The organism is Neptuniibacter sp. QD37_6 (assembly GCF_047778085.1).
GTDB lineage: Bacteria > Pseudomonadota > Gammaproteobacteria > Pseudomonadales > Balneatricaceae > Neptuniibacter.
On record NZ_CP180550.1, the window covers coordinates 3556134 to 3576226 of the forward strand.

The window sequence follows — 20093 nt, forward strand, 5'->3', positions numbered from 1 at the left end:
TCTTTAGACGCAAGCTTCAGCTAATAAGCTCTCCACCTGATCTAACAAATGGTTTTCTGACCATGGCTTGGTCAGATACACATCGACTCCTGCATCCGTTGCCTCTAATCTATGTTTATCCGTCGATCGTGAGGTGATCATTATCACTGGGATATGAGCCGTTTCTTCACGGTTTTTCAAGATGGTCGATAATTCAACGCCTCCCATTCGAGGCATCTCCATATCGGTTAGAATCAAATCAGGCTGGCGCTTGCGCACCTGATTCAACGCATCCAAACCGTCTATTGCCGTCATCACTTCATAGCCTGTGTCTTTCAACAGAGTTTCAAGGGATTTCCGAGCACTCAAAGAATCATCCACCACCAGAAGACGTGGAAGCTCTAAATCGATATCGTTGTCTAGCAGCATCGGCTGATCAGACAAGGTCGTTCGTTGATGACGAATACGGGCCGGTAAGTCGACGATTGGCGCCGCTTCACCCTTGGCAAGAATAGTCAGGCCCGGAATACCCGGCAGATCCGGTACATATTCGCCCATCTGTTTAAAGGCCAGTTCTCGGTGAGCGATAATCTCTTTCACCAAAACAGCCACCCGCTCACCTTGGGCCATATTAACGATCAATACAGGGTGCACAGCACCCGGCTCAAGATAGAGGTGTTTGCGTTGATGTAGAAGGTTTTCCAGCATAAACACTGGGTAGCTCTCACCCTCGTGGATAAAGCACAGTTCCTCTTCGGTTTCTTGGAACTTACCATCCAACGAAATTAAGCTTTGCTCAACACCATGCCCTGCCAATGCAAATACCTGCTTACCGCAGCGAACCAACAAGGTTTTAACCATCAATGAGCTGGCCGGCATCGCCAAGGTAAAGGAGGTACCTTCGCCTACGGAGGATTGAATATCTAGGGTACCCTGTAGACGTAGGATCTGCTGATACACCACATCCATACCAATGCCACGACCGGACAATTGGCTGATTTGATCGCGGGTGGAGAAACCTGGAATCAGGATAAGTCGGTGAACGTCATCCGAACTCAGTGGTAGATCTGGTTCGATCAATTTCTTCTCGTGAGCCATCGCCAATACCCGTTGGGTATTGATGCCATCTCCATCATCTTGACAGCTTACTTCGATCTGACCGTCATGAAGACTGAAGTTGAGGGTAATCGTACCCTGCTCCGGCTTACCTCGTTGACGCCTTAATCCTGTACTTTCTAAGCCATGATCGACCGCATTACGAATAATATGCATCAGCGGGTCAGCTAGCTGGTTCAAGATATTGCTATCCACCAGCGTATCTTCACCCTGAATAACTAAACGCGCCTCTTTGCCGGTAGAACGGCACACCTGGCGCAGGATACGTTGTAAACGTGAAGAGATCGTACTGACTTCGACTTGTCGTGTACTTAAGACATTATCGAGGGTCTCTTTCTGCAAGCTGGATTGCGCGATATGCAGTGTACTCAAGCTATGGATATGTCCTTCCATCTCCTGAGTAACCTCACGCACGTCTGCTACAGCCTCTTGCACACGTGAGATAGTCGTGTGCATTTCGTTATAGCGATCCATCTCGAGTGGATCGAAGTCATCCGCGTTTTCATCCAGATGAGGCTGTAGATTCATCTGTTCGCTGAACTGTTGTTCCAATTCAAAGAGAACACGCTGCAAGTTACGGTGACGCTCACGGTTAGTTCGAGTAAAGCCGCGTAACTGTGTTACCTCTTCATCAAGCTGGGCGTTCAACGTGCTTGATTCACCCGCCAAACGGAATAGTGTATCCAATACGGTACGCGGCACTCGGAAGACCTGATTTTCTTCTCGAGAAGTCTCTGCAGTAGGAGCCTCTGCTTCACTCGCTTGTGTGTTTTCAGCCTGAACGGCAGAATCATCAACACTTGCAACCGCCGATTCAACAGCGATACGTTCTTGTGCTTTATCAAGGGCATCCACACCTTCTGTTTTAAGACGGTAATCCCAATCCATCATCAACTGCAGGGTCGAAAACGCATTATCAGGCGCATTTCCGCCCGCGGTGATAGCCTCTGCCATCGCCGCTAAACAATCAGACGCCTCAAACAGATCATCCTTCAAACTACCGGTAGGTAGCTGATCCTGATCCGCTAAGAATTCCAGCACATCCTCTAGCCGGTGAGCCAAGTTAGCCAAGCCCTTGATACCTGCCATATTGGCCAGGCCTTTCAAGGTATGCACCGCACGTTGGGCACTACGCAAGGCTGGTTTGTGTTCTTGATCCAACAGCTGCTGAATACTGTTTAAGTATTCATCGGAGAGCGTTGGCAGTTCATTGTGCAGCATATCCGATAACTGAGGATCAATTTCCCCGGATTCATGCAACTCAACGTCTTCCTGTTTTGCTTCCTCACGTACCAGATCTTCGCTGGTCTGCAGCGACGCTAGCGCGAATAGATCGGTAATGTATTTTGTTTCGTCAGCCGTAGGCCTGCAAGGTAGGGATTCATGACTGAAAGCTGTTAACAGTGCTTGTTGATGCTCTGCAGCTCCGAGATCAGAGAAGTAATCCAGTAAGCAGTTAAGGGCGTTATAAACTGCGTTAATTTTATCTTCTAGTAGCGGAATCTGATGCTGCTGTAGATAACTTAAGTTCGCAATTAAACCTTCAACCAGAACTTTTGCGCCGTTGAGGTTAATAGTCTGGAGCGCACGAATAACTGTTTCCAGACCATCGATGCTCTCTTCGAGCGTTGATCGCTCTATCTCCGTCTGCAGCCACTGATCGGATAGCTGCTGGACTGATTGCGACAGCATTGTGACTACCGCAGGGTCCACTTGAGCATTCCCCTGCTCCAACACGGTCTGGTCAATCTCGCAGAAAGTCGGTGGTTCAGGCAGAATCGCAATGCTTGGTTCATTGTCAGAAACCAGCACTTCAACAGTGTCAGCTAGCTCATCCGATGAGTCGTTTGCGTTAATATCTGAGCGTAATCGCTCTACATCTTGCGCCAGTAATGGTTTTAAGAACTCTGTATCTTCAGCCAATACAGGCTCTGACCAGCTCGACTCAACCATCAAACGCAATACAGGTTCAATCTGTTGATCATCAGCAGACTGCAATAGATTCTCTATCGCTTGATGTAGCTGCTCTGCTATCGCCTGCTCTGATAATTCGGGAACTTGCAGTAATAGCTCACCGTACAGCGCCAGCATGTCGGTAATACCGGTCCAATCTGCCTCAGAGTAATCATCAATTAACTCGTAGTATTGATCAGAGTGCAGCTCTTCAAAGCGATCAAGGTCTTCACCCATCTGCTGTAGTAAGGGAAGCAATTCGGGTAATTGATGAGTGATATTGCTTTGCTGAACGGTCTCCGGAAGCGGTGGGAGATCAACTTCGATAGGCTGCTCAAGCAATTCGCTTTGTACGTCTTGATCCGAAGACGAACTTAGCTTCTGACAATCATTCAACAACAGATCGCAAAGGAAACTGCCGTCCTCTTCAGGTACCGGTTCAATCCAAGCGGTGTCGCTCATAAGCGCCAGTAGTGAATCGATATTCTGCTCACACGGCTGCTCTAACAGACGAATAATAGCGCTATTTAGCTTGGTCGCAATTTGAGTGCCATCGAGTTCTTCGAGTTGCTGTAATAGTTCGCCATATAGGGCCAACATATCAGCGATACCGGTCCAATCCTCTTCGGAATAGCGATCGATTAGGTCGTAGAATTGATCGGTATATTTGTCCTCAAACAGGGTGATATCCGCCGCCATTTGACGTAGCAATGGCACAAGTTCTGGTAGAGATTGCTCAGCAGATTCTATTTGATCATTCGATACTTCATATTCTGCTGCGACCTCTTCAATTTCAGCAGAGATAGACGGTGCTGTATCACCCGCTAAGGCTTTACAATCACTCTGTAACAGATCGATTAGGAAACTCGTATCTTCATCAGCCACTGGTTCGACCCAAGCCGGATCTGTCCTCAATGCCAGTGCTGGCTCGATCTGCTGAGAATCAAGGCTCTGTAGAAGGCTTATCAGTGCTGTGCTTAACTGCGAAGCAATCTTGGTTTCTTCCAGTTCGTCCAATTGCTGAAGTAGCTCGCCATAAAGCGCCAGCATGTCAGCCAGACCGGTTAAATCATCTTCGGAGCAGCGATCAATCAGATCATAGAGGTGGTCAGATTGCTGCTCGGAGAAATCGGGTAGTGCAGCAGCTATAGTCCCTAGAAGCTCAACCGACTCAACGGCGATCGGGTGACTAGATGATGTAATATCAGCCTCAGAAGCATTCAAACCATCAACTTCTGCAGTCACCTCAACCTGTTCAACATCACTTAACTGCGGTTGTGGTTGCAGTTGGCGACTGTCATCTTGTAAAAGTTCGAGTAGGAATTCAGCATCTTCTGCAGCCACAGGCTCTGGCCAATAGTCACTTTGCAATAACGTCACTAAGCCTTGCGAGACTTCCTCTGGCGGCTGAGAAAACAAGCCCTGTAGTTTGTCAGACATCTCTGACATCACCATTTCGGTTTGCTTCAGTTGAGCCTCATCTAAAGACTCTAACAGCTCAGCATACAACGCTAGAAAGTCAGATAGCCCGGTAAGGTTATGCTCACTAAACTGGTCGACATACTCATACAGCTCGACCACCAGTTCCGTTAGAGGCAGCTCCATTTTCAGACAAAGCTTCTGCTTCGCTGTCAGCCACTCGATGGCTAGTTTAGGATCAAACATTGATCTCTATCCCACCTATTCTCAGGATGAAGCGAGTTTAAATACACTAACTGATTTCTGAAGCTCATCGGCCGCATCTACCAACTCATCAGATAGCTGAGCCTGCTGCTTCATTTCGGCGTTGGTCGCTTGAGTGGTTTCGTTAATGCTGTTGGCACGGGTACGTAGCTCTTCCGCTACTTTCGCCTGTTTCACCGAGCTGTGTGCGATACGTACTACGGAATCTACCAGCGTTTGAGTTGTGGCACGGGTTTCGTCCATACGCTCACCCGCTTCTTCCGCTAGGCGCGTGCCCTCGACTACGTCGGTGATTACGTTGTTGATTACATTAATCGTATCCGATGTCTCAAGCTGGATATTGTTTACTAGGGATTCAATCTCAGAGGTTGCTTCACGGGAGTTCTCCGCAAGACGTTGTACCTCATCTACTACCACCATCAAACCACGACCCGCTTCACCGGCTGATGCCGCGTGCATACTCGCGTTAAGGGATAGTACGTGGGTACGTTCCGAGATGTTGTTGATCAGGTTGACGATACCACCGATCTCTTGGGAACGTTCGCCCAATCGTTTAATACGTTTTTCTGCCTCATGGATGGTCTGGCGGATTTTGTTGATACTGTCGATAGTCTGAGATACTGAGTCCATCGCCGTTTCAGATGTTTTGATCGCTTTCTGAGATGCGTTGTTCGACAATACGGCTAGTTTAGAGATCAATTCCATTGCCCGGATTGCAGAGTCCAAACCGTTCAATGTTTCACTGATCTCCTCTTTCTCTCGTTCCGCATAGCTCAATACCGTTTCAGACTGAGATTTCACCTGAACCGATGCATCATTTACACGGGTGGATACGCTGTTTACTTCCTGCAATACCGACTCGATCGACTCTACCAACTGGTTGATGGAGTCAGATACCGCACCGGTAACATCTTCTGCTACAGGTACGCGTACCGTTAGGTCTCGCTGGGAGATCTGGAATACGTTCTGGATCAAGGTAATGATCGAGCTGTTAAGACGTTGGTTCTCTTGTTCCTTAACTTGAAGGGCGCTCTCTTTCTCATCAAGCATGTTATCCAATACGCTCGATAGCTGACCCAATTCGTCTTGCGTGTCCAAGCCGCTTCGTGCTTCTACATCGCCTTCACGTACTTTATCTACCGCTGACTGGATAGTTTTCAGTGGATCGATTACGCCATATTTGATGATGGATAGAGAGATAGCCATCGCCACAATCATCAAACCGATAGAGATCAAGAAGTAAGTCGCCATCTCAGTGGTATCGTCAGCAATCAACAGGTCGTTTTGTACTTTGTAGTTAGCCGCTAGCTCGGTTACTTCATCGATCTTTGGAGATAGTTTGTCGATGATCTCTTGCAGGCTGGCAAACTGAGTTTGTTTACGCTCAATTGCTTCTGCTAATTCTGCTACCAATAATTCAATCTGTTCGATATTACTTGAAGCGGACGCACGGCTATCGGATAGAGATTTAACCTTGCTGGAATCTAGATGAGCCGTTTGGATCTGTCTTCTGATGGTATACAGATCTGTTTGAATAATATCCAGGTCAACTTCTCGACCATCAGTAGCGATATATTTATCAAGATCGGTTTGCACAACCGATAATTGATCACGAACCCAGTTACGGTTGATCCATAGAACTAGAGGTTCAGTTTGTGAAATAAGGGTACGGATCTCTGCTGATAGGCCTTCATTCTTATTTACACCGATCTGGATTGCCGTTTCAGAAGCGTCATAGAATACGTCCTGATACTGATCCATAATGACTTGGAACTGCTCTACCAGCTGTTTGTCTTTGTCTGTTCGAAGGTAGGCTTTAAGGCTCAGGATATCTTTATCCAGCTTCGCCATTACATCGTTATAGATGGATAGGCGATCCATCTCCTTCGATACTTGGAAACTCTTCTCTTGGAAACGGGCCTCGGCCACACTTTCCTGGATATCTCGTACAAGTAGCAAGAAGCTATTTAGGTTTTGAGAGCGTTGTTTTGCTTCCTCTTGCAGAACGATTGTCTGGTAGTAGGACGCACTCATAAAGAACAGACCGGCACAGAGCAATCCTAATACGATTGCGAACTTAATCGGTATCCTGATGTTCTTAAATTCCCAAAACGACTGCATAGCTCACTCCGTACTTTTAAAACTGTTTCTTCAAGGCTAGGAACAACCGGTGATGATCAATTTCGACCCAGTGCCGATCTTGATGCTCGTATACCTGTCCCGCTGCCTGACGGATAACATCAGGCAGATCCCCACATGCTTGATCCAGTAAAACTGGGTCCGTGATACTTTGAGGTGGTTGGGTCAATAAGACACCAACAGTCTTCGGATGATCATCGATCAGCAATACCCAAGATTGTGGGGCTGTTTTGCCATCTAAGATTTCTAGGTACCTATTCAGATCATAAACAGGCACCATTTCGCCACGGTGATTCATAAATCCGGCGAACCAGTCAGGTGTAGATGGGGTCAAACAAATTGAGGGAGCTTTCACCACCTCAGCCCGGGTTAATTCCGAGATAAGTAGCTGGTAACTACCGATTTCAAAACCGTGCCGAATCTGGTGAATGCTAGGCTGATCATCCGCTTTTATATTTATTGTTAGCTGAGCATCCATCGCGTATGTCTCAAGTTAACGCAGAAATTTGCGCCATTAGTTCTGCATCAGTAAACGGCTTAGAGACCATGGCTGTTGCACCTTGTAACTGTGCCCAAACCTTATCGGCCTCTTCGTTTTTACTCGATACAATCACGACTGGAATATGTTTTGTTGCTTCGTCAGAAGTTATCTGACGACAGGCTGAGTAACCATCCATTTCAGGCATGACGATATCCATAAAAATCAGATCTGGATTTTCCGTCTTTGCCTTTTCAAGACCCTGCTTGCCATCGTTGGCAGCGACTACTTCAACACCGCAAGAAGCCAATACTGTACAAATATGCTTCTGCTGAACTAGGTCATCTTCAACAACCAATACTTTTTTCACTGGATAGCTCCATTTACTTACGCTTTCTGAAATTCATCAACCCAATTGGATACTCGGCCGATCACCTTCTGAAACTCTTCATGCACGATTGGCTTGGTCAGATAAGTGGAACAGCCCGACATAATTCCTTTCACCTCATCCATAGGTGAAGTCTTAGAGGTCAGCATTATGATTGGGGTTTTCTTTAGTTCTGGACGTTTACGCATCTCTGTACAGGCTTCAAACCCGTCCATTCCAGGCATAACCACATCCAGAAAAATAAAGTCATAACTATGATCTGTTACATTCGCGAGTGCTTCTTCGCCAGAACCAGCAAAGTGCACATTAACCGGTAGCGGTAACTGCTGTAACTCGGCATTTAATGCCTGCTGCATTACATCGTTATCATCCACTACCAATACTTGATAACTGGTTCGACCACTTTCAACTGCGGCACTTTCCGTAGGCTCAGGTGCAGTGTATTTACTGAAAGTATCTTCTTTTGGCTCCTGTTTAGCGGACTCTAAATCCATCTCTTCGTTTTCGCGCGTCATCTTATCTAAGGCACGTAAAACTCGAGAAGAAACCAGAGGGTAACCAAGACGAGCATGTTCCTCGCTTTCAGGCTTACCACGACCGACCAAAATGATGCGGGCATGATAACTTTGAGGAATATCCGCTAATTCAGGGTATAGAGAGAGGTCAAATCCAAATACGAGCAGCAGGTCAGGAAGCTCAGAAAAATCGGGAGTTACCAACGTATAACGGGTCTGTTTAGACAGCTTGAAAATCTTTTCTAGCTTAGCCCGTTGATCGTTAGGAAAACCTATTGAACCTATCAACATATCAGCCCCATACCCTTACAGATGAAATGGGATATGCTAAAAGTCGAGGGGGAATAAGATGATGAATATCACCCAAATTATTACAACTGCCCTGAGCTACCCCAGACGAATGCGGGATAATACATGGCGCTTTTTTCATTAATGTTGCAGCATCACAACCAACTCGCTGTGAACTACCATTGCAGTAACACATGACTTCCATAAGCTAGCACTAGCAACCCACAGCATAAAAATGCGGTTACCAGTCTCCATCTCTACTCTAGAATTTATTATTTTTATTAGTGACGTCTAAAAAACGTCCGTCTCTATACACTACCGATTTTATTAAATGAATAAAACCTCTTGTGCACTAACTGAGAGTGGTCTTATGTTAGAACTTTTTAAATTAATATAGCAACTAAAAAAAACGGACCTTTAGGTCCGTTTCATTACTTTTCGCTGCAAAATAGCTGCTGTTGCCGCATCAGGAGGCGACAACCTTCACCTCGAACATCCCGACTCCAGCAGGCGTGACGCGCCCATGATTTATCATCTTCAGTACGCTCTTCTCTGAATTCAGGAACGTCCTTACAGAAGTTTTCACTCGGCGATGCATTGTTTAGACAGGCTTTTAAGAATTTTCCATGCTTAATCGTGCAACTAAATCCTGAGCATTGATTAAAGCTACTTAGCGCTTCCTCAAGACAAGTTAGCTGATCAGATTGTTGTCCTAGCTCCAATCCTTTTTGCTGAAATTCGCTATTCTGATCAGCAAGTTCCTGATTCCAACCTGGTAACCACTTATCTTGTGTTAACCAAGCCAAAAAAACACCCGCTGCAAGCAGTAACAAAATTCCCCAAATAATCTTTTTAACCATCAGGCTTCCTTACGTGGACGCCAAAGCAGTCCTTTCATACACATAAATACACCCACAACTGACAGCAACATGCCGCCATTCACCACCAATGGGTGCCTAACTAATAAAGGTTTAAATGGGTGTTCCTGCTCAAGATCACATTCAGCCAGATCATAGTTATATGAACCGCCCTGATCTAAGCACGCATCAACGGCGCTTTGATCAACATAGAAAAGAACCATCAAAGCAATTGATGGCAAAACCAGAAGTATTAAACCAATTCGTAGCATGAACTATTCGCTATCACTTATGCCTAGGTTACTGTAACCGTCGTTATGCGCTAGTTCACGTAGCTCTTGCAAAGCATCACGGCGTGGGAGGTCATCTTGAATGATCTCTAGGATATCCGCTTGGAAATCATCTTCTTGCAACATCAGGTCGTGTGTATTGATGAATTTAACCAGCTCATCATCAGAGATCTGATCATCCGCATTTAGCTCAATAAACCCTGCCACAGACTCACGAGACATATTTGCTACAGCAACAACTTCGCTGGCATCTGCGGCGATTACGGTGTTAAGTGTAGAGAACAATGCGACAACAGCATCCAAAGCTGGTGATGCACCATACATATCAAAATCATCTAGATCAGGCATATTTTCTTCCACCTTATCCAGCTGAACTTCGAAGTTCATTTTTGCACCGGTATTGTTCAGATGATCCCAAACTGCATCCAGAATTTGACGCATTTTGCTGACATCACCAAACTCCATCAAACGAGCAAACAGAGCAAAATTAGGGAACATGCGTTCTGAGACTGCAGCGCAGTAGGCCGCTAACTGCCAATCTTTAAGATCGTAAAACTCTTTGTCAAAGCGCTGATCAGACATCTCATTCACCTGAACTATTGGAAAGTGTTTATTGTACCGGTTTTACGGCTAATTGCAGTGAAATCTGTAGCTATTCTCGCGCGAGCATATAAGCCCGCTCCGAGACATCGTGCCAAGCCATCGCCTGCTGTCTAAAGTTCTCAAATGATTCGTATATTTTCACCGCTCTGGGATCTTTTTCTAACTCTTGTTGAATTACTTCATGAGATGCCACACGTAGTTGCTCCAACACCTCATCAGGAAACGGGCGTAACTCAACCTTATGCACCTTTAACAACACTTCTAAGGCACGGTGATTTTTTGCAGTAAGTTCCGCTAGCATCTCTTGGTTAGCCACTTTCATGGCATTAGTCACGATCAATTGCAGATCTTTCGGCAACTGGTTCATCGCTTGTTTATTGACGATGCATTCAATGGTTGTACCAGGCTCATGCCAACCGGGGTAGTAGTAATATTTAGCAACTTTATAAAGGCCCAGCGCGACATCGTTGTATGGAGCAGCCCACTCTGCAGCCTCAATCTCCCCCTGTTCAAGCGCTCGAAAGATTTCATCTCCCGATAACAATACCGGTTCCGCACCTAGACGTTTCACCACCTCCCCGCCTAAGCCGGGAATACGCATTTTTAGACCTTTAAAATCCTCAATGCTGTTAATTTCGCGGTTAAACCAGCCACCCATTTGCACGCCGGTATTACCACACGCAGCTGGAATCAAATCATATTCTGCGTAGAGTTCCTGCCAAAGTTCGAGGCCACGCCCTTGATACAACCAAGCATTCATCTCTTGCGCAGTCATGCCAAAAGGTACCGCCGCAAAAAACTGCGCAGCCCTGACTTTATCTTGCCAATAAAATGCAGCGCCATGCCCCATTTCAGCTTTGCCTTGAGAGACTGTATCAAAGACTTCTGAAGGCGCAACTTTCTCATGGGCACCATAAACAGATATCTGGATACGGCCGCCGCTCATCTCATTGATTAAGTTGGCGAGAAAATTAGCCCCCATGCCAAACCCCGGGAAGTTTTTAGGCCAAGTCGTGACCATAGTCCAACGAAATTCAGGAATAAGTGCTGCATTACCAACTTGAGGAGCCGTCGCTAAAGCGGCGGCAATGGGCAGAGAACCTGCTTGCTGAATAAACTTACGACGTTTCACAAATGGAAACCTTATTTATTTTTTTAACGAAAATAACATGCGATTTTTCACTCCGCAATTTACAACAAATGATGATCTGAGCGTCAGAAGGTTGTTATACTTAAAACTGTAGTATTAATTTATAAGTGCTAAGTGAGGTGTAGGGTTGAACTCGTTCAATCTGCTTAAGTCGATTGCGCAAGCGCGTGAGAACTTAAGGAAGTCAGAGCAAAAAGTTGCGGATTATGTTTTAGCTCACGCTAATGAAGTGATCCATATGCGTATTGTTGATCTAGCATCTGAAGCAAATGTCAGTGAGCCTACCGTGGTTCGTTTCTGTCGTGCCCTTAGCTACGATGGCTTCCAAGATTTCAAACTCACCTTAGCTCAAGGTTTAGCCAGTAATAATCACTTCGAGCAATTTTCTTTAAACTCAAAAGACACTGTGACTGAGTTTAAAGAAAAGATCTTCGATTCCATGATTGGTAACTTGCTCAATATCAAAGAGCAATTAGATACCACTACAGTTGAGCGTGCGATCGCTGCTCTAGCTAAGGCTCGCCGTGTCGAGTTCTATGGCTTTGGTGCATCGGCTCCAGTTTGTACTGACGCCGCGCATAAATTCCACCGTTTAAAAGTATCCAGCACCTCTTATTCCGATCCGCATATGCAAGCTATCTCAGCTGTATCGCTTGATGATCGTGATGTCGTAGTGGCTATCTCTCAAACAGGTCGTACCAAAGATCTTTTACATACAGTCAAGCTGGTAAAAGAAACCGGCACAACCGTTATCTCACTCTGCCCAAGTGATACTCCTCTAGCTGATCTTGCGAGCATTCCGATCCATATTGATCTGGAAGAAGATAAAGATCTAAGCACCCTTATGTCTTCTCGCGTACTTCATCTGGTTGTTATTGATGTACTCGCTGTTGGTGTAGCGATGAAGCTAGGGCCAGGGCTGGTTGATCATCTAAAAACTATCAAACGTAGCCTCAGATCTTTACGTCAAAATGACAAGCGCCCAAGCGCTCGTCATGCCGATGAAATGGACGAAGATTAAGCGATTTCTGTCACATTTGTGACATCTCTTCTTCACCCTTTTGCAACATAGGCTTTTTAATATTCCTCTCGGAATTCGCCGAAAATTGTTTGATATTTGTTCAGAGCTATTATAAAACAGGGATAAGGCTGTATTAAAAAGAGTGTTTGATAGAAATCTTTCTATTAAGCAACTTCACCAGAGCCCCTCATCGAGGAGCGAAGGGTTTATGCCTTAACAAGCATAATCAGTTACTGCTTCGCTCGATGGGCCTTCTGACCGTTAAGATAAGATCAGGAGCTTACTATGCTGCATAAAACTGAAGAGCTTAACGAAACCCAGGTTGAAGTATTCGATCTGTTAGTGGGTTTTGAAGAAGAAGAAAAACTTTCCCGCAAAAAACTCGCAACGCGCCGCGCGCTTAGAGCTCGCCGAGCCATCGAACAACGCCAAGAAGAAAAAGAACTCGCCTCTCACATCGACGAATGTTGGTTTGATGAGTAACGTAAAATCACCCGCTATGATTACTTACAAATAAAAACGCCAGTCCTAATGACTGGCGTTTTTGCTTGGGTTGTTTACTAATACTCTGGATAGAGAATATTCAGTGGTATAGATCGACTGCCTTCCACCACGATTGCACAATGCTTGCGCTTAAGCTGACGCGGCTCGGTTACACCACAAGAGTGGGCGATCATCTCCACCTCATGTACCAAATGATTGTGATAGTTAGCGACACGATCTGCTTTAACCATCGGTACTAAACCGCGCTGAAGATCGGGATCATGGGTAGTGATACCGGTCGGACAGGTATTTTTATTACACTGCAATGCCTGAATACAACCCAGAGCAAACATAAAGCCACGACCCGTTACAGTGAAATCAGCCCCCATACAAAGGGCAGCACCAACATCAGTAGGGTTAATCAATTTACCTGAGGCAATAACTCGGACACGCTCACGCAGGTTGTGAGCCATAAGTTTGTTTACCAAAATAGGTAAGCTCTCCCGCAGCGGAAGACCTACGCTGTCCATTAACGGCATTGGTGCAGCACCAGTGCCACCGTCACAGCTGTCTAACGTAATAAAGTCTGGAGCACTCTCTACGCCACGCTTGTTAACCGACTCACAAAATTCATCCAACCACTCAGCATCGCCCAATACCATTTTGAAACCACATGGTTTACCGGTGATACGACGTACCTTTTCAATCATATCAAGCAGGTCATCAATAGAAGCTATATCTGGATGACGGTTTGGGCTTAAAGAGTCTTGGCCTACAGGGATACCACGTACCGCTGCAATCTCTGGTGTTACCTTCTCACCCGGCAAGATACCACCTTTACCCGGTTTAGCACCCTGACTCAGTTTGATCTCGAACATCTTAACTTGAGGAAGATCACCTTTCTCTTTTAGCTTTTCCTCAGAGAACTTTCCGTTTTCATCACGCAAACCATATTTTGCAGTGCCAATCTGATAAACAATGTCACAGCCGGATTCAAGATGGAAAGGCGATACCCCACCTTCACCTGTGTTCATCCAGCAACCTGCTTTCTTAGCCCCCTGAGATAAGGCCTCGATTGCAGGCCGGGATAGCGCACCATAACTCATGCCAGAAATATTAAAAAAAGAAGCTGCATCGTAAGGTGTCTTACAATAAGGGCCTATACGTAAACTCTGCGTTGTTACCGCATCTTCCTTTAAGGTCGGGAAAGGACAATTTAGAAAATAATAGGTACCAGGAATACGTAGATCACGTGACGAACCAAAGGCAATAGTGCTATCTACATTCTTGGCTGCGCGATAAACCCAAGAGCGTTGCACACGGTTAAATGGCATCTCCTCACGGTCCATTGCAAAGAAGTACTGACGGAAAAATTCACCAGCATGTTCAAAAAGATAGCGAAAGCGACCAATCAGAGGGTAGTTACGACGGATAGTTTGCGCTGTTTGATGTTTATCGATTTGGTATAAAACTACCGCCACAACGATTGCGACAACAAACAGTACCAAGAACGCAATCCCAACAAACGCGATAAAATTTATAGCAAAGCTCGACATTGAATCATTCATGCTATGGACCTCCTATAGACATAGCACCGCCTCTTAACGAGGTTTTTTCTTTGTTTGTATGCTGTATCGGCTTCTGTGTAAATAGATAAATCAAAATATCCTATAGTTATTAATAGGCTAGCATCCATTATTAACCTTATAAGCGAAAATCCCGCTGAAACATTAAAACTCTCTAACATTTCAAAAGGCATACAAAAGCAAGGTATTTAAACGAAAAAGGCAGATTTTATGCCCCAAAAAGCGACTTTTTTTATATGATATTTGCCAACCCCCTTTATCAAGAGGTATGGTACGTCGCTCTTCTATTTTTTAGACTTTCAGCCTAAGGAATAGTACTTTTTTATAGGTCATATTTACGAATTGAGCCTAACCCTGATTCATTTTTGAACAGGCGCTTGTTTTTTCGTTATACGCCCCTATTTAACTAGGTATTGTTTAACGTAAGCCTATTTTTCTATACGTAAGAGCTTACGGATTCAGATTTTGATAACTACCGAATTGGAAGACCTGCTTCATGACCAACTTGCCTGACGTTACCAGCCATCAAAATCCTGAGATTCACGGCTCTCTGGACTGGGTGGGCATGAATGGAATCACCGTCCCTCTGCAATTTGACGATAGTAAACTAGGTGTAAACAGCATCGGAGCACGTGTTAATACCTACGTTAATCTGGTAAACCCAAAGGTTAAAGGCATTCATATGTCGCGCCTTTACCTTGCGCTAAGTAACTTTTTTGAAAATCAAACGCTGAATGTTCCTGCGTTAACAGATTTCTTATCCCACCTATTGGATAGCCATCACGATATCTCAACTCAGGTTTTCCTAAACTTTGATTTTGATTTCCTAATCAAGCGCGATGCTCTAAAAAGCGATAATAGCGGTTGGAAAAGCTACTCCACGACGCTACGTGCAACTCTGAAAGATGGCGAAGTAGTTCTGGAACTAGCAACACGCGTTCCGTACTCATCCACTTGCCCGTGTTCAGCAGCATTATCACGTCAGCTATTAGCTCAAGCATTCACTGATGACTTTGCTAACAAAGGCAGCATTAACGTTGAAGACGTAGAGAACTGGTTGAAGTCTGAAAAGGGCTCATTCGCTACGCCCCATAGCCAACGTAGCCAAGCAACAGCTTGGGTTAAACTGGATAAAGACATGGGCGCATTCCCATTAACAGATCTAATTGATCTTGTTGAAGATGCCCTAAAGACACCAGTACAAACTGCAGTAAAACGTGCTGACGAACAAGAGTTTGCTCGCTTGAACGGTCACAACCTAATGTTCTGTGAAGACGCAGCTCGACGCGTTAAACAAGCACTACTTAGCCAAGAGCAGTACGCTGACTTCTGGTTGAAGGTAGAGCACTTCGAGAGCTTACACGCTCATGATGCAGTTGCTCTTGCGTCTAAAGGTATTGCAGGCGGTTACAGCCCAGCTGATTACAGCTAAGCTTTAAATTCGATAATAAAAAAGGCAGCTTAATAGCTGCCTTTTTTGTATCTGGAAGTTATAGCTAAAAGAACAACTATTCAGCCTCCAACAGTCTTTTCAACTGCTGATCATTTATTTGATACCAATACAGAGGCAGATCGACAATTATTCCTGACTCACCTCTTTGATTGGCCTGATTGTTACTCACTTTGTTAATCAGATAGCTATCTTCATCGCCACCCGCATCCACAAAAAATGAAAGACTGGGGCCTCCATGGTAATCATTAGGGCCGCTTCTCGCCGGGTACATTTGATAAGTGTCTTTTCCTTGCTGATCGACAAACAACGCCAATCCATTGTGGGCTGATGCGCCGAGGGAAAAGCTATGCCCCTTGGCGTAAAAGTCATCACCCATATCATCTAAAAAAACAGTCACTGACAGATCCCAAGCGGCACTGTTCGCTGCCCCGACCCAGCTTTGATAGTGGTCGTCGCCGCCTTGATCCCAGAAAGAACCCAACGCCGAATGGGAGGCAAAACCTTGGGCATAACGCGAGCCTTCATAAACATCCGATTGTTGACCAAGGTCGATTAAGGCTCCCCAGCCAAAGTAATAACCACCACCTTGCGAAAAGTTGCCGGCTTCGTATGCATCTTCACCACCATCATCCAGCAACACACCTATCCCACCAGAGGCTTGATGGCGGAGGCCAACGCCAACTCCCTGAGAAAACCCTTTGTAGATCCCAACACCATTAGAGTAACTTGATCGATAATGACCCGATGCATGATAGCGATCATCACCACCTTTTGAGATTAGAGCAGTAAAAGCACCGGGACCGGCAAAGCCCTGAGCAAAGCCCCCAGCATCAAACTCATCATTTCCACTACTATCAACAATCGCAGCAAAACCTTTCCCCAATGCGCTTGCTTGGGTAAACCGTATGCCTCGATACAGATCATCCCCACGTCGATCGATCAACAAACCTACTCCAGTCAGAGTACTACCCTGGGCAAAGGGTTGATTACTGGTATAACGATCGTTGCCAGCGTGATCATAGAGAATACCCACCCCCATAAAGCCACTGCCTTGGGCAAAGGCTTGCGCCGACTGATAGCGATCATCTCCTCCAAGATCTATTAATAGTGCTATAGGCGAGTCAGGCCGAGCAGCGGCAACAGGAACTCGGTATTGATCAGAACCACCTAGATCGATAATCACAGGGAAGTTTTCTAGATATTGGTTGTTGCCACTGCCGGCAAAGAGAATCCCTTTTTCTGAGTACCATAAGACCTCGCCTTTTATCCCTTTCACTTTTGCATAGTCTCTTTGCTGCTGCTCAAACAGACGCAGATCGCTCTCAAGCTGAGATAAATATTCAGGTTCTATTGCGACCGACATCACTTCTGCAGCCGCTACTAAGGATGCAATATCCACCTTTTTCAGTATGTTTAAAGCCTGATTATGTTGCTCTAAGCGCTGAGCATCGTCATCTAAGTAGATAAATAAACGCTCAGCAAACTGCTCAGCTAAGGTAGGCAATACTTGAGCCAGAAGCTCCCGCTCTCCAGGAGCCAGTGCAACAAACGCTTGATCAACCTGTACTTGCGCTAATGCGAGCAACTGCTCTACATAACGACCATGCTCGGCAACGTTCGCTCTTTTCAAAGGCCTAATTGGTAAGTTTGAAAGAACAGAAGGTTTAGGGAGGTCTAACTGTGATCGGGCTACACTAAACAATTGATCAAGATTAAGCAGCTTTCCTTTTTGGACCTTCCGTAAATCCGCTCCTAACGCTCGAGTAGCGAGTGAGAGTTTTAATGGATCTCTATGAAGGTAACGCACTGTATTCAGTCGAAAAGCATCATCTATCATCTGATCCTTTTCAAACCGATTCAACAACTCTTGATAACTCTGATTTAAAGCTGCTTGAGAGGGAGAAAGGCGAATAATTTTCTGTACAAAAACTTCTTCGGTAGAGCCCTCAACTGTTGCAAGATCAGGACGTAATGTCGAATTTTCCGGCAATGCCTTGTTCACTGATCCCGGTTTAGGGCTCAAAACAGTCGTAACCAACTTCTCCTGTTCTGATACTCGCCCTTCCAAAGTTACCCGCTGATTTGGATAAGCATTAAGCAAGCGTTCCCAGTGAGGAATAACGACTGAGCCTGCCAATTCCGATTGCGTTCTTTCTAAAGGCTGACCATCAACCGATAACTGATCTGAAACTGTGCGACGCTTTATTTTAAAAACGAATTCAGCACCCGCGCCAAGGTTTTGAATGCGGGATCGAAGAAAAGCAGTCACCTCTTTTCGAGGCCTTTCTAAAGGTTCGCCATCTAAAGAAACTAAAATATCACCTGACTTTAAACCGGCTAGATCTGCAGAAGAGCCGGACACTACAGCGACTACACGGACAAGTGCTTGATCTTCTTGAGCTTCGCCAATAGGCTCGGCCGCCATAATAATACCGAGATAACCAGGTAGCTCAGTTTTAGATAATGGCGCGTGCGGTAAGTCAGTAGGCGGGACTATCTGAGAGCAAGCACTCAGGGCTAGTGCAGCAAATAGCAGAAAAGCAGATTGAATATTTATTCGGGAAAGATAGGCCATGTAAGTTCCGTTTAAGGCTTAAAACCGTCTGTCTTTAACGCTTACATTAGCAGGCGATCAAGGCAGATACCATCTCACTCTATTTCAACCATGCTCATCCGAATACTGCTGCACTTAGTGCTTAAAGTAGGCGATCACTTGCCTAACTTGTAGTAACTCTGCCATTCAGATTCAGGAACCATACTACCGCCTGTCGCCCAGATGATATGGGTTGAGTTACCCAACTTACTCTGTAAATCATGATTCTGAAGATAGCTTTCACCCTGTGAGATCAGATTTACAATACCTGTTGCTCCCGCCAAAGCGGATGGTTCCAGCGCAATTTGCTCACTCTCATAAATTTCGGCCAATAATTGATAAAGTGTTTCGTCCTCTAAGGTATAAACCCCACTTAACAGTGGCTCCATCACCTTACCAACAAAACCAGAAGCCCGGCCTACTGCGAGGCCATCAGCACAAGTTTGGTTGTCGATACCTAGCTCCTGAACACTGATTTGATCATGCAAGCCGGTATACATACCCACCAACATACAGGGAGAGTGAGTTGGCTCAGCAAAGAAGCAATGAACATGATCGCCAAAGAGCAGCTTCAAACCAAAGGCAACACCACCCGGGCCGCCACCGACACCACAAGGCAGATAGACAAACAAAGGATGTTCAGCATCGACCTGAATGTTTTGCTCTGATAGCTGCTTAGCTAGGCGCTCTGCGGCAACCGCATAGCCTAAAAACAGGTCACTGGAATTTTCATCATCAACAAAGTGACAACGCTGCAGGCTGAGCGCTTGTTTGCGCCCCTCTTCTACCGCTTTACTGTAATCATCTTCATATTCAATGACCTGCACGCCTTTGCTACGTAGTAGGTCTTTCTTCCACTGCCGAGCATCTGCAGACATATGAACCGTCACCGCAAACCCTAACGCAGCCCCCATAATTCCGATACTAAGACCAAGGTTGCCAGTTGATCCCACCACGATTTGATACTGACTCAACAGTTCGCGGCAGACATCACTATTTAGCTTGCTGTAACAGCTCTCTTTGGTGATCAGGCCTGCATCTATAGCAACGGTCTCGGCATACTTGAGCACCTCATAGATACCACCACGTGCTTTTATCGAACCAGATATAGGTAGATGGCTGTCACACTTCAGCAGCAGACGGCCAGGAAGGCTTTGATTGGCTCTTTTCTCTAACTGGTGATGAAATTGGGGCACCTCCCGCAACGGCGATTCAATCATGCCTTTATTTTCAGCTGTTTCCGGAAACACTTCCGCAAGATAGGGAGCAAAACGCTTCAATCTTGCCGAGGCATCGGCAACATCAGTTTGCGCTAATGGCAGGTGCGCAGATACTGCAGAAAAGTCCGTAATTTTAGGGTTTAGCCAAAGCAACGGCTGAGTTTTCTGAAGCCGCTCCAATAAGGGAAACTCATATATCAGATCATTTATTTCCTGTGTGTTTAACCCCATAAAACCAGCTCCGATCGAATAAATTTTGTTAATTCCAATTAATAAAATTAGGATAAAACCATTAAAC

The 20093-nt window shown here is 45.5% G+C and carries 15 protein-coding genes; 3 read left to right on the top strand and 12 right to left on the bottom strand.

Features of this window, described 5'->3' with window-relative positions:
• Positions 1-3: 3 nt before the first annotated feature.
• The 9 genes from ACMXYO_RS17055 to ACMXYO_RS17095 all read right to left on the bottom strand — a co-directional run bounded on the left by ACMXYO_RS17055 (position 4) and on the right by ACMXYO_RS17095 (position 11421).
• On the bottom strand, positions 4-4713 hold the full coding sequence (locus ACMXYO_RS17055; protein ID WP_415886332.1) for a response regulator: 4710 nt from the start codon (positions 4711-4713) through the stop codon (positions 4-6).
• 21 nt (positions 4714-4734) lie between these two features.
• On the bottom strand, positions 4735-6852 hold the full coding sequence (locus ACMXYO_RS17060; protein WP_415886334.1) for a methyl-accepting chemotaxis protein: 2118 nt from the start codon (positions 6850-6852) through the stop codon (positions 4735-4737).
• A gap of 16 nt (positions 6853-6868) precedes the next feature.
• Entirely contained in the window at positions 6869-7348 is a 480-nt protein-coding gene (locus ACMXYO_RS17065) for a chemotaxis protein CheW (protein WP_415886335.1), read from the bottom strand.
• Between the two features lie 10 nt (positions 7349-7358).
• Positions 7359-7718, bottom strand: a complete 360-nt coding sequence (locus tag ACMXYO_RS17070) for a response regulator (protein WP_415882925.1) — start codon at positions 7716-7718, stop codon at positions 7359-7361.
• A 17-nt stretch (positions 7719-7735) separates the two neighbouring features.
• The gene (locus tag ACMXYO_RS17075) at positions 7736-8542 is read right to left on the bottom strand and encodes a response regulator (RefSeq protein ID WP_415886336.1); all 807 of its coding nucleotides are present in this window, start codon (positions 8540-8542) and stop codon (positions 7736-7738) included.
• Positions 8543-8970: 428 nt separating this feature from the next.
• Positions 8971-9399, bottom strand: coding sequence for a hypothetical protein (locus ACMXYO_RS17080; RefSeq protein ID WP_415886337.1), 429 nt, complete (start codon positions 9397-9399; stop codon positions 8971-8973).
• Positions 9399-9668 carry a hypothetical protein gene (locus ACMXYO_RS17085; protein WP_415886338.1) on the bottom strand — a complete coding sequence of 90 codons (270 nt, stop codon included), beginning with the start codon at positions 9666-9668 and terminating at the stop codon, positions 9399-9401. Before ACMXYO_RS17085 ends, ACMXYO_RS17080 begins: the two co-directional genes overlap by 1 nt.
• 3 nt (positions 9669-9671) lie before the next feature.
• Positions 9672-10268, bottom strand: coding sequence for a YjaG family protein (locus tag ACMXYO_RS17090; RefSeq protein WP_415886339.1), 597 nt, complete (start codon positions 10266-10268; stop codon positions 9672-9674).
• A 70-nt stretch (positions 10269-10338) separates the two neighbouring features.
• Positions 10339-11421 (bottom strand): TRAP transporter substrate-binding protein, encoded by a 1083-nt coding sequence (locus tag ACMXYO_RS17095; RefSeq protein WP_415886340.1) that lies wholly within the window; start codon positions 11419-11421, stop codon positions 10339-10341.
• Between the two features lie 145 nt (positions 11422-11566).
• Between ACMXYO_RS17095 and ACMXYO_RS17100 the strand changes: the two genes are divergently transcribed.
• Both ACMXYO_RS17100 and ACMXYO_RS17105 read left to right on the top strand, forming a co-directional pair.
• On the top strand, positions 11567-12460 hold the full coding sequence (locus tag ACMXYO_RS17100) for an SIS domain-containing protein (RefSeq protein WP_415886341.1): 894 nt from the start codon (positions 11567-11569) through the stop codon (positions 12458-12460).
• 285 nt (positions 12461-12745) lie between these two features.
• The gene (locus ACMXYO_RS17105; RefSeq protein ID WP_415882932.1) at positions 12746-12943 is read left to right on the top strand and encodes a PA3496 family putative envelope integrity protein; all 198 of its coding nucleotides are present in this window, start codon (positions 12746-12748) and stop codon (positions 12941-12943) included.
• A gap of 77 nt (positions 12944-13020) precedes the next feature.
• Here ACMXYO_RS17105 and ACMXYO_RS17110 read toward each other — a convergent pair whose 3' ends face one another.
• On the bottom strand, positions 13021-14511 hold the full coding sequence (locus ACMXYO_RS17110; RefSeq protein ID WP_415886343.1) for an FMN-binding glutamate synthase family protein: 1491 nt from the start codon (positions 14509-14511) through the stop codon (positions 13021-13023).
• Between the two features lie 514 nt (positions 14512-15025).
• Here ACMXYO_RS17110 and folE2 point away from each other — a divergent pair.
• Positions 15026-15961: a GTP cyclohydrolase FolE2 gene (gene folE2, locus ACMXYO_RS17115; RefSeq protein ID WP_415886344.1), complete on the top strand. Its 936-nt coding sequence runs from the start codon at positions 15026-15028 to the stop codon at positions 15959-15961.
• Positions 15962-16037: 76 nt separating this feature from the next.
• Here folE2 and ACMXYO_RS17120 read toward each other — a convergent pair whose 3' ends face one another.
• Positions 16038-18557 (bottom strand): PDZ domain-containing protein, encoded by a 2520-nt coding sequence (locus ACMXYO_RS17120; RefSeq protein WP_415886345.1) that lies wholly within the window; start codon positions 18555-18557, stop codon positions 16038-16040.
• Between the two features lie 134 nt (positions 18558-18691).
• Entirely contained in the window at positions 18692-20026 is a 1335-nt protein-coding gene (locus ACMXYO_RS17125) for a D-serine ammonia-lyase (protein WP_415886346.1), read from the bottom strand.
• Positions 20027-20093: the final 67 nt, after the last annotated feature.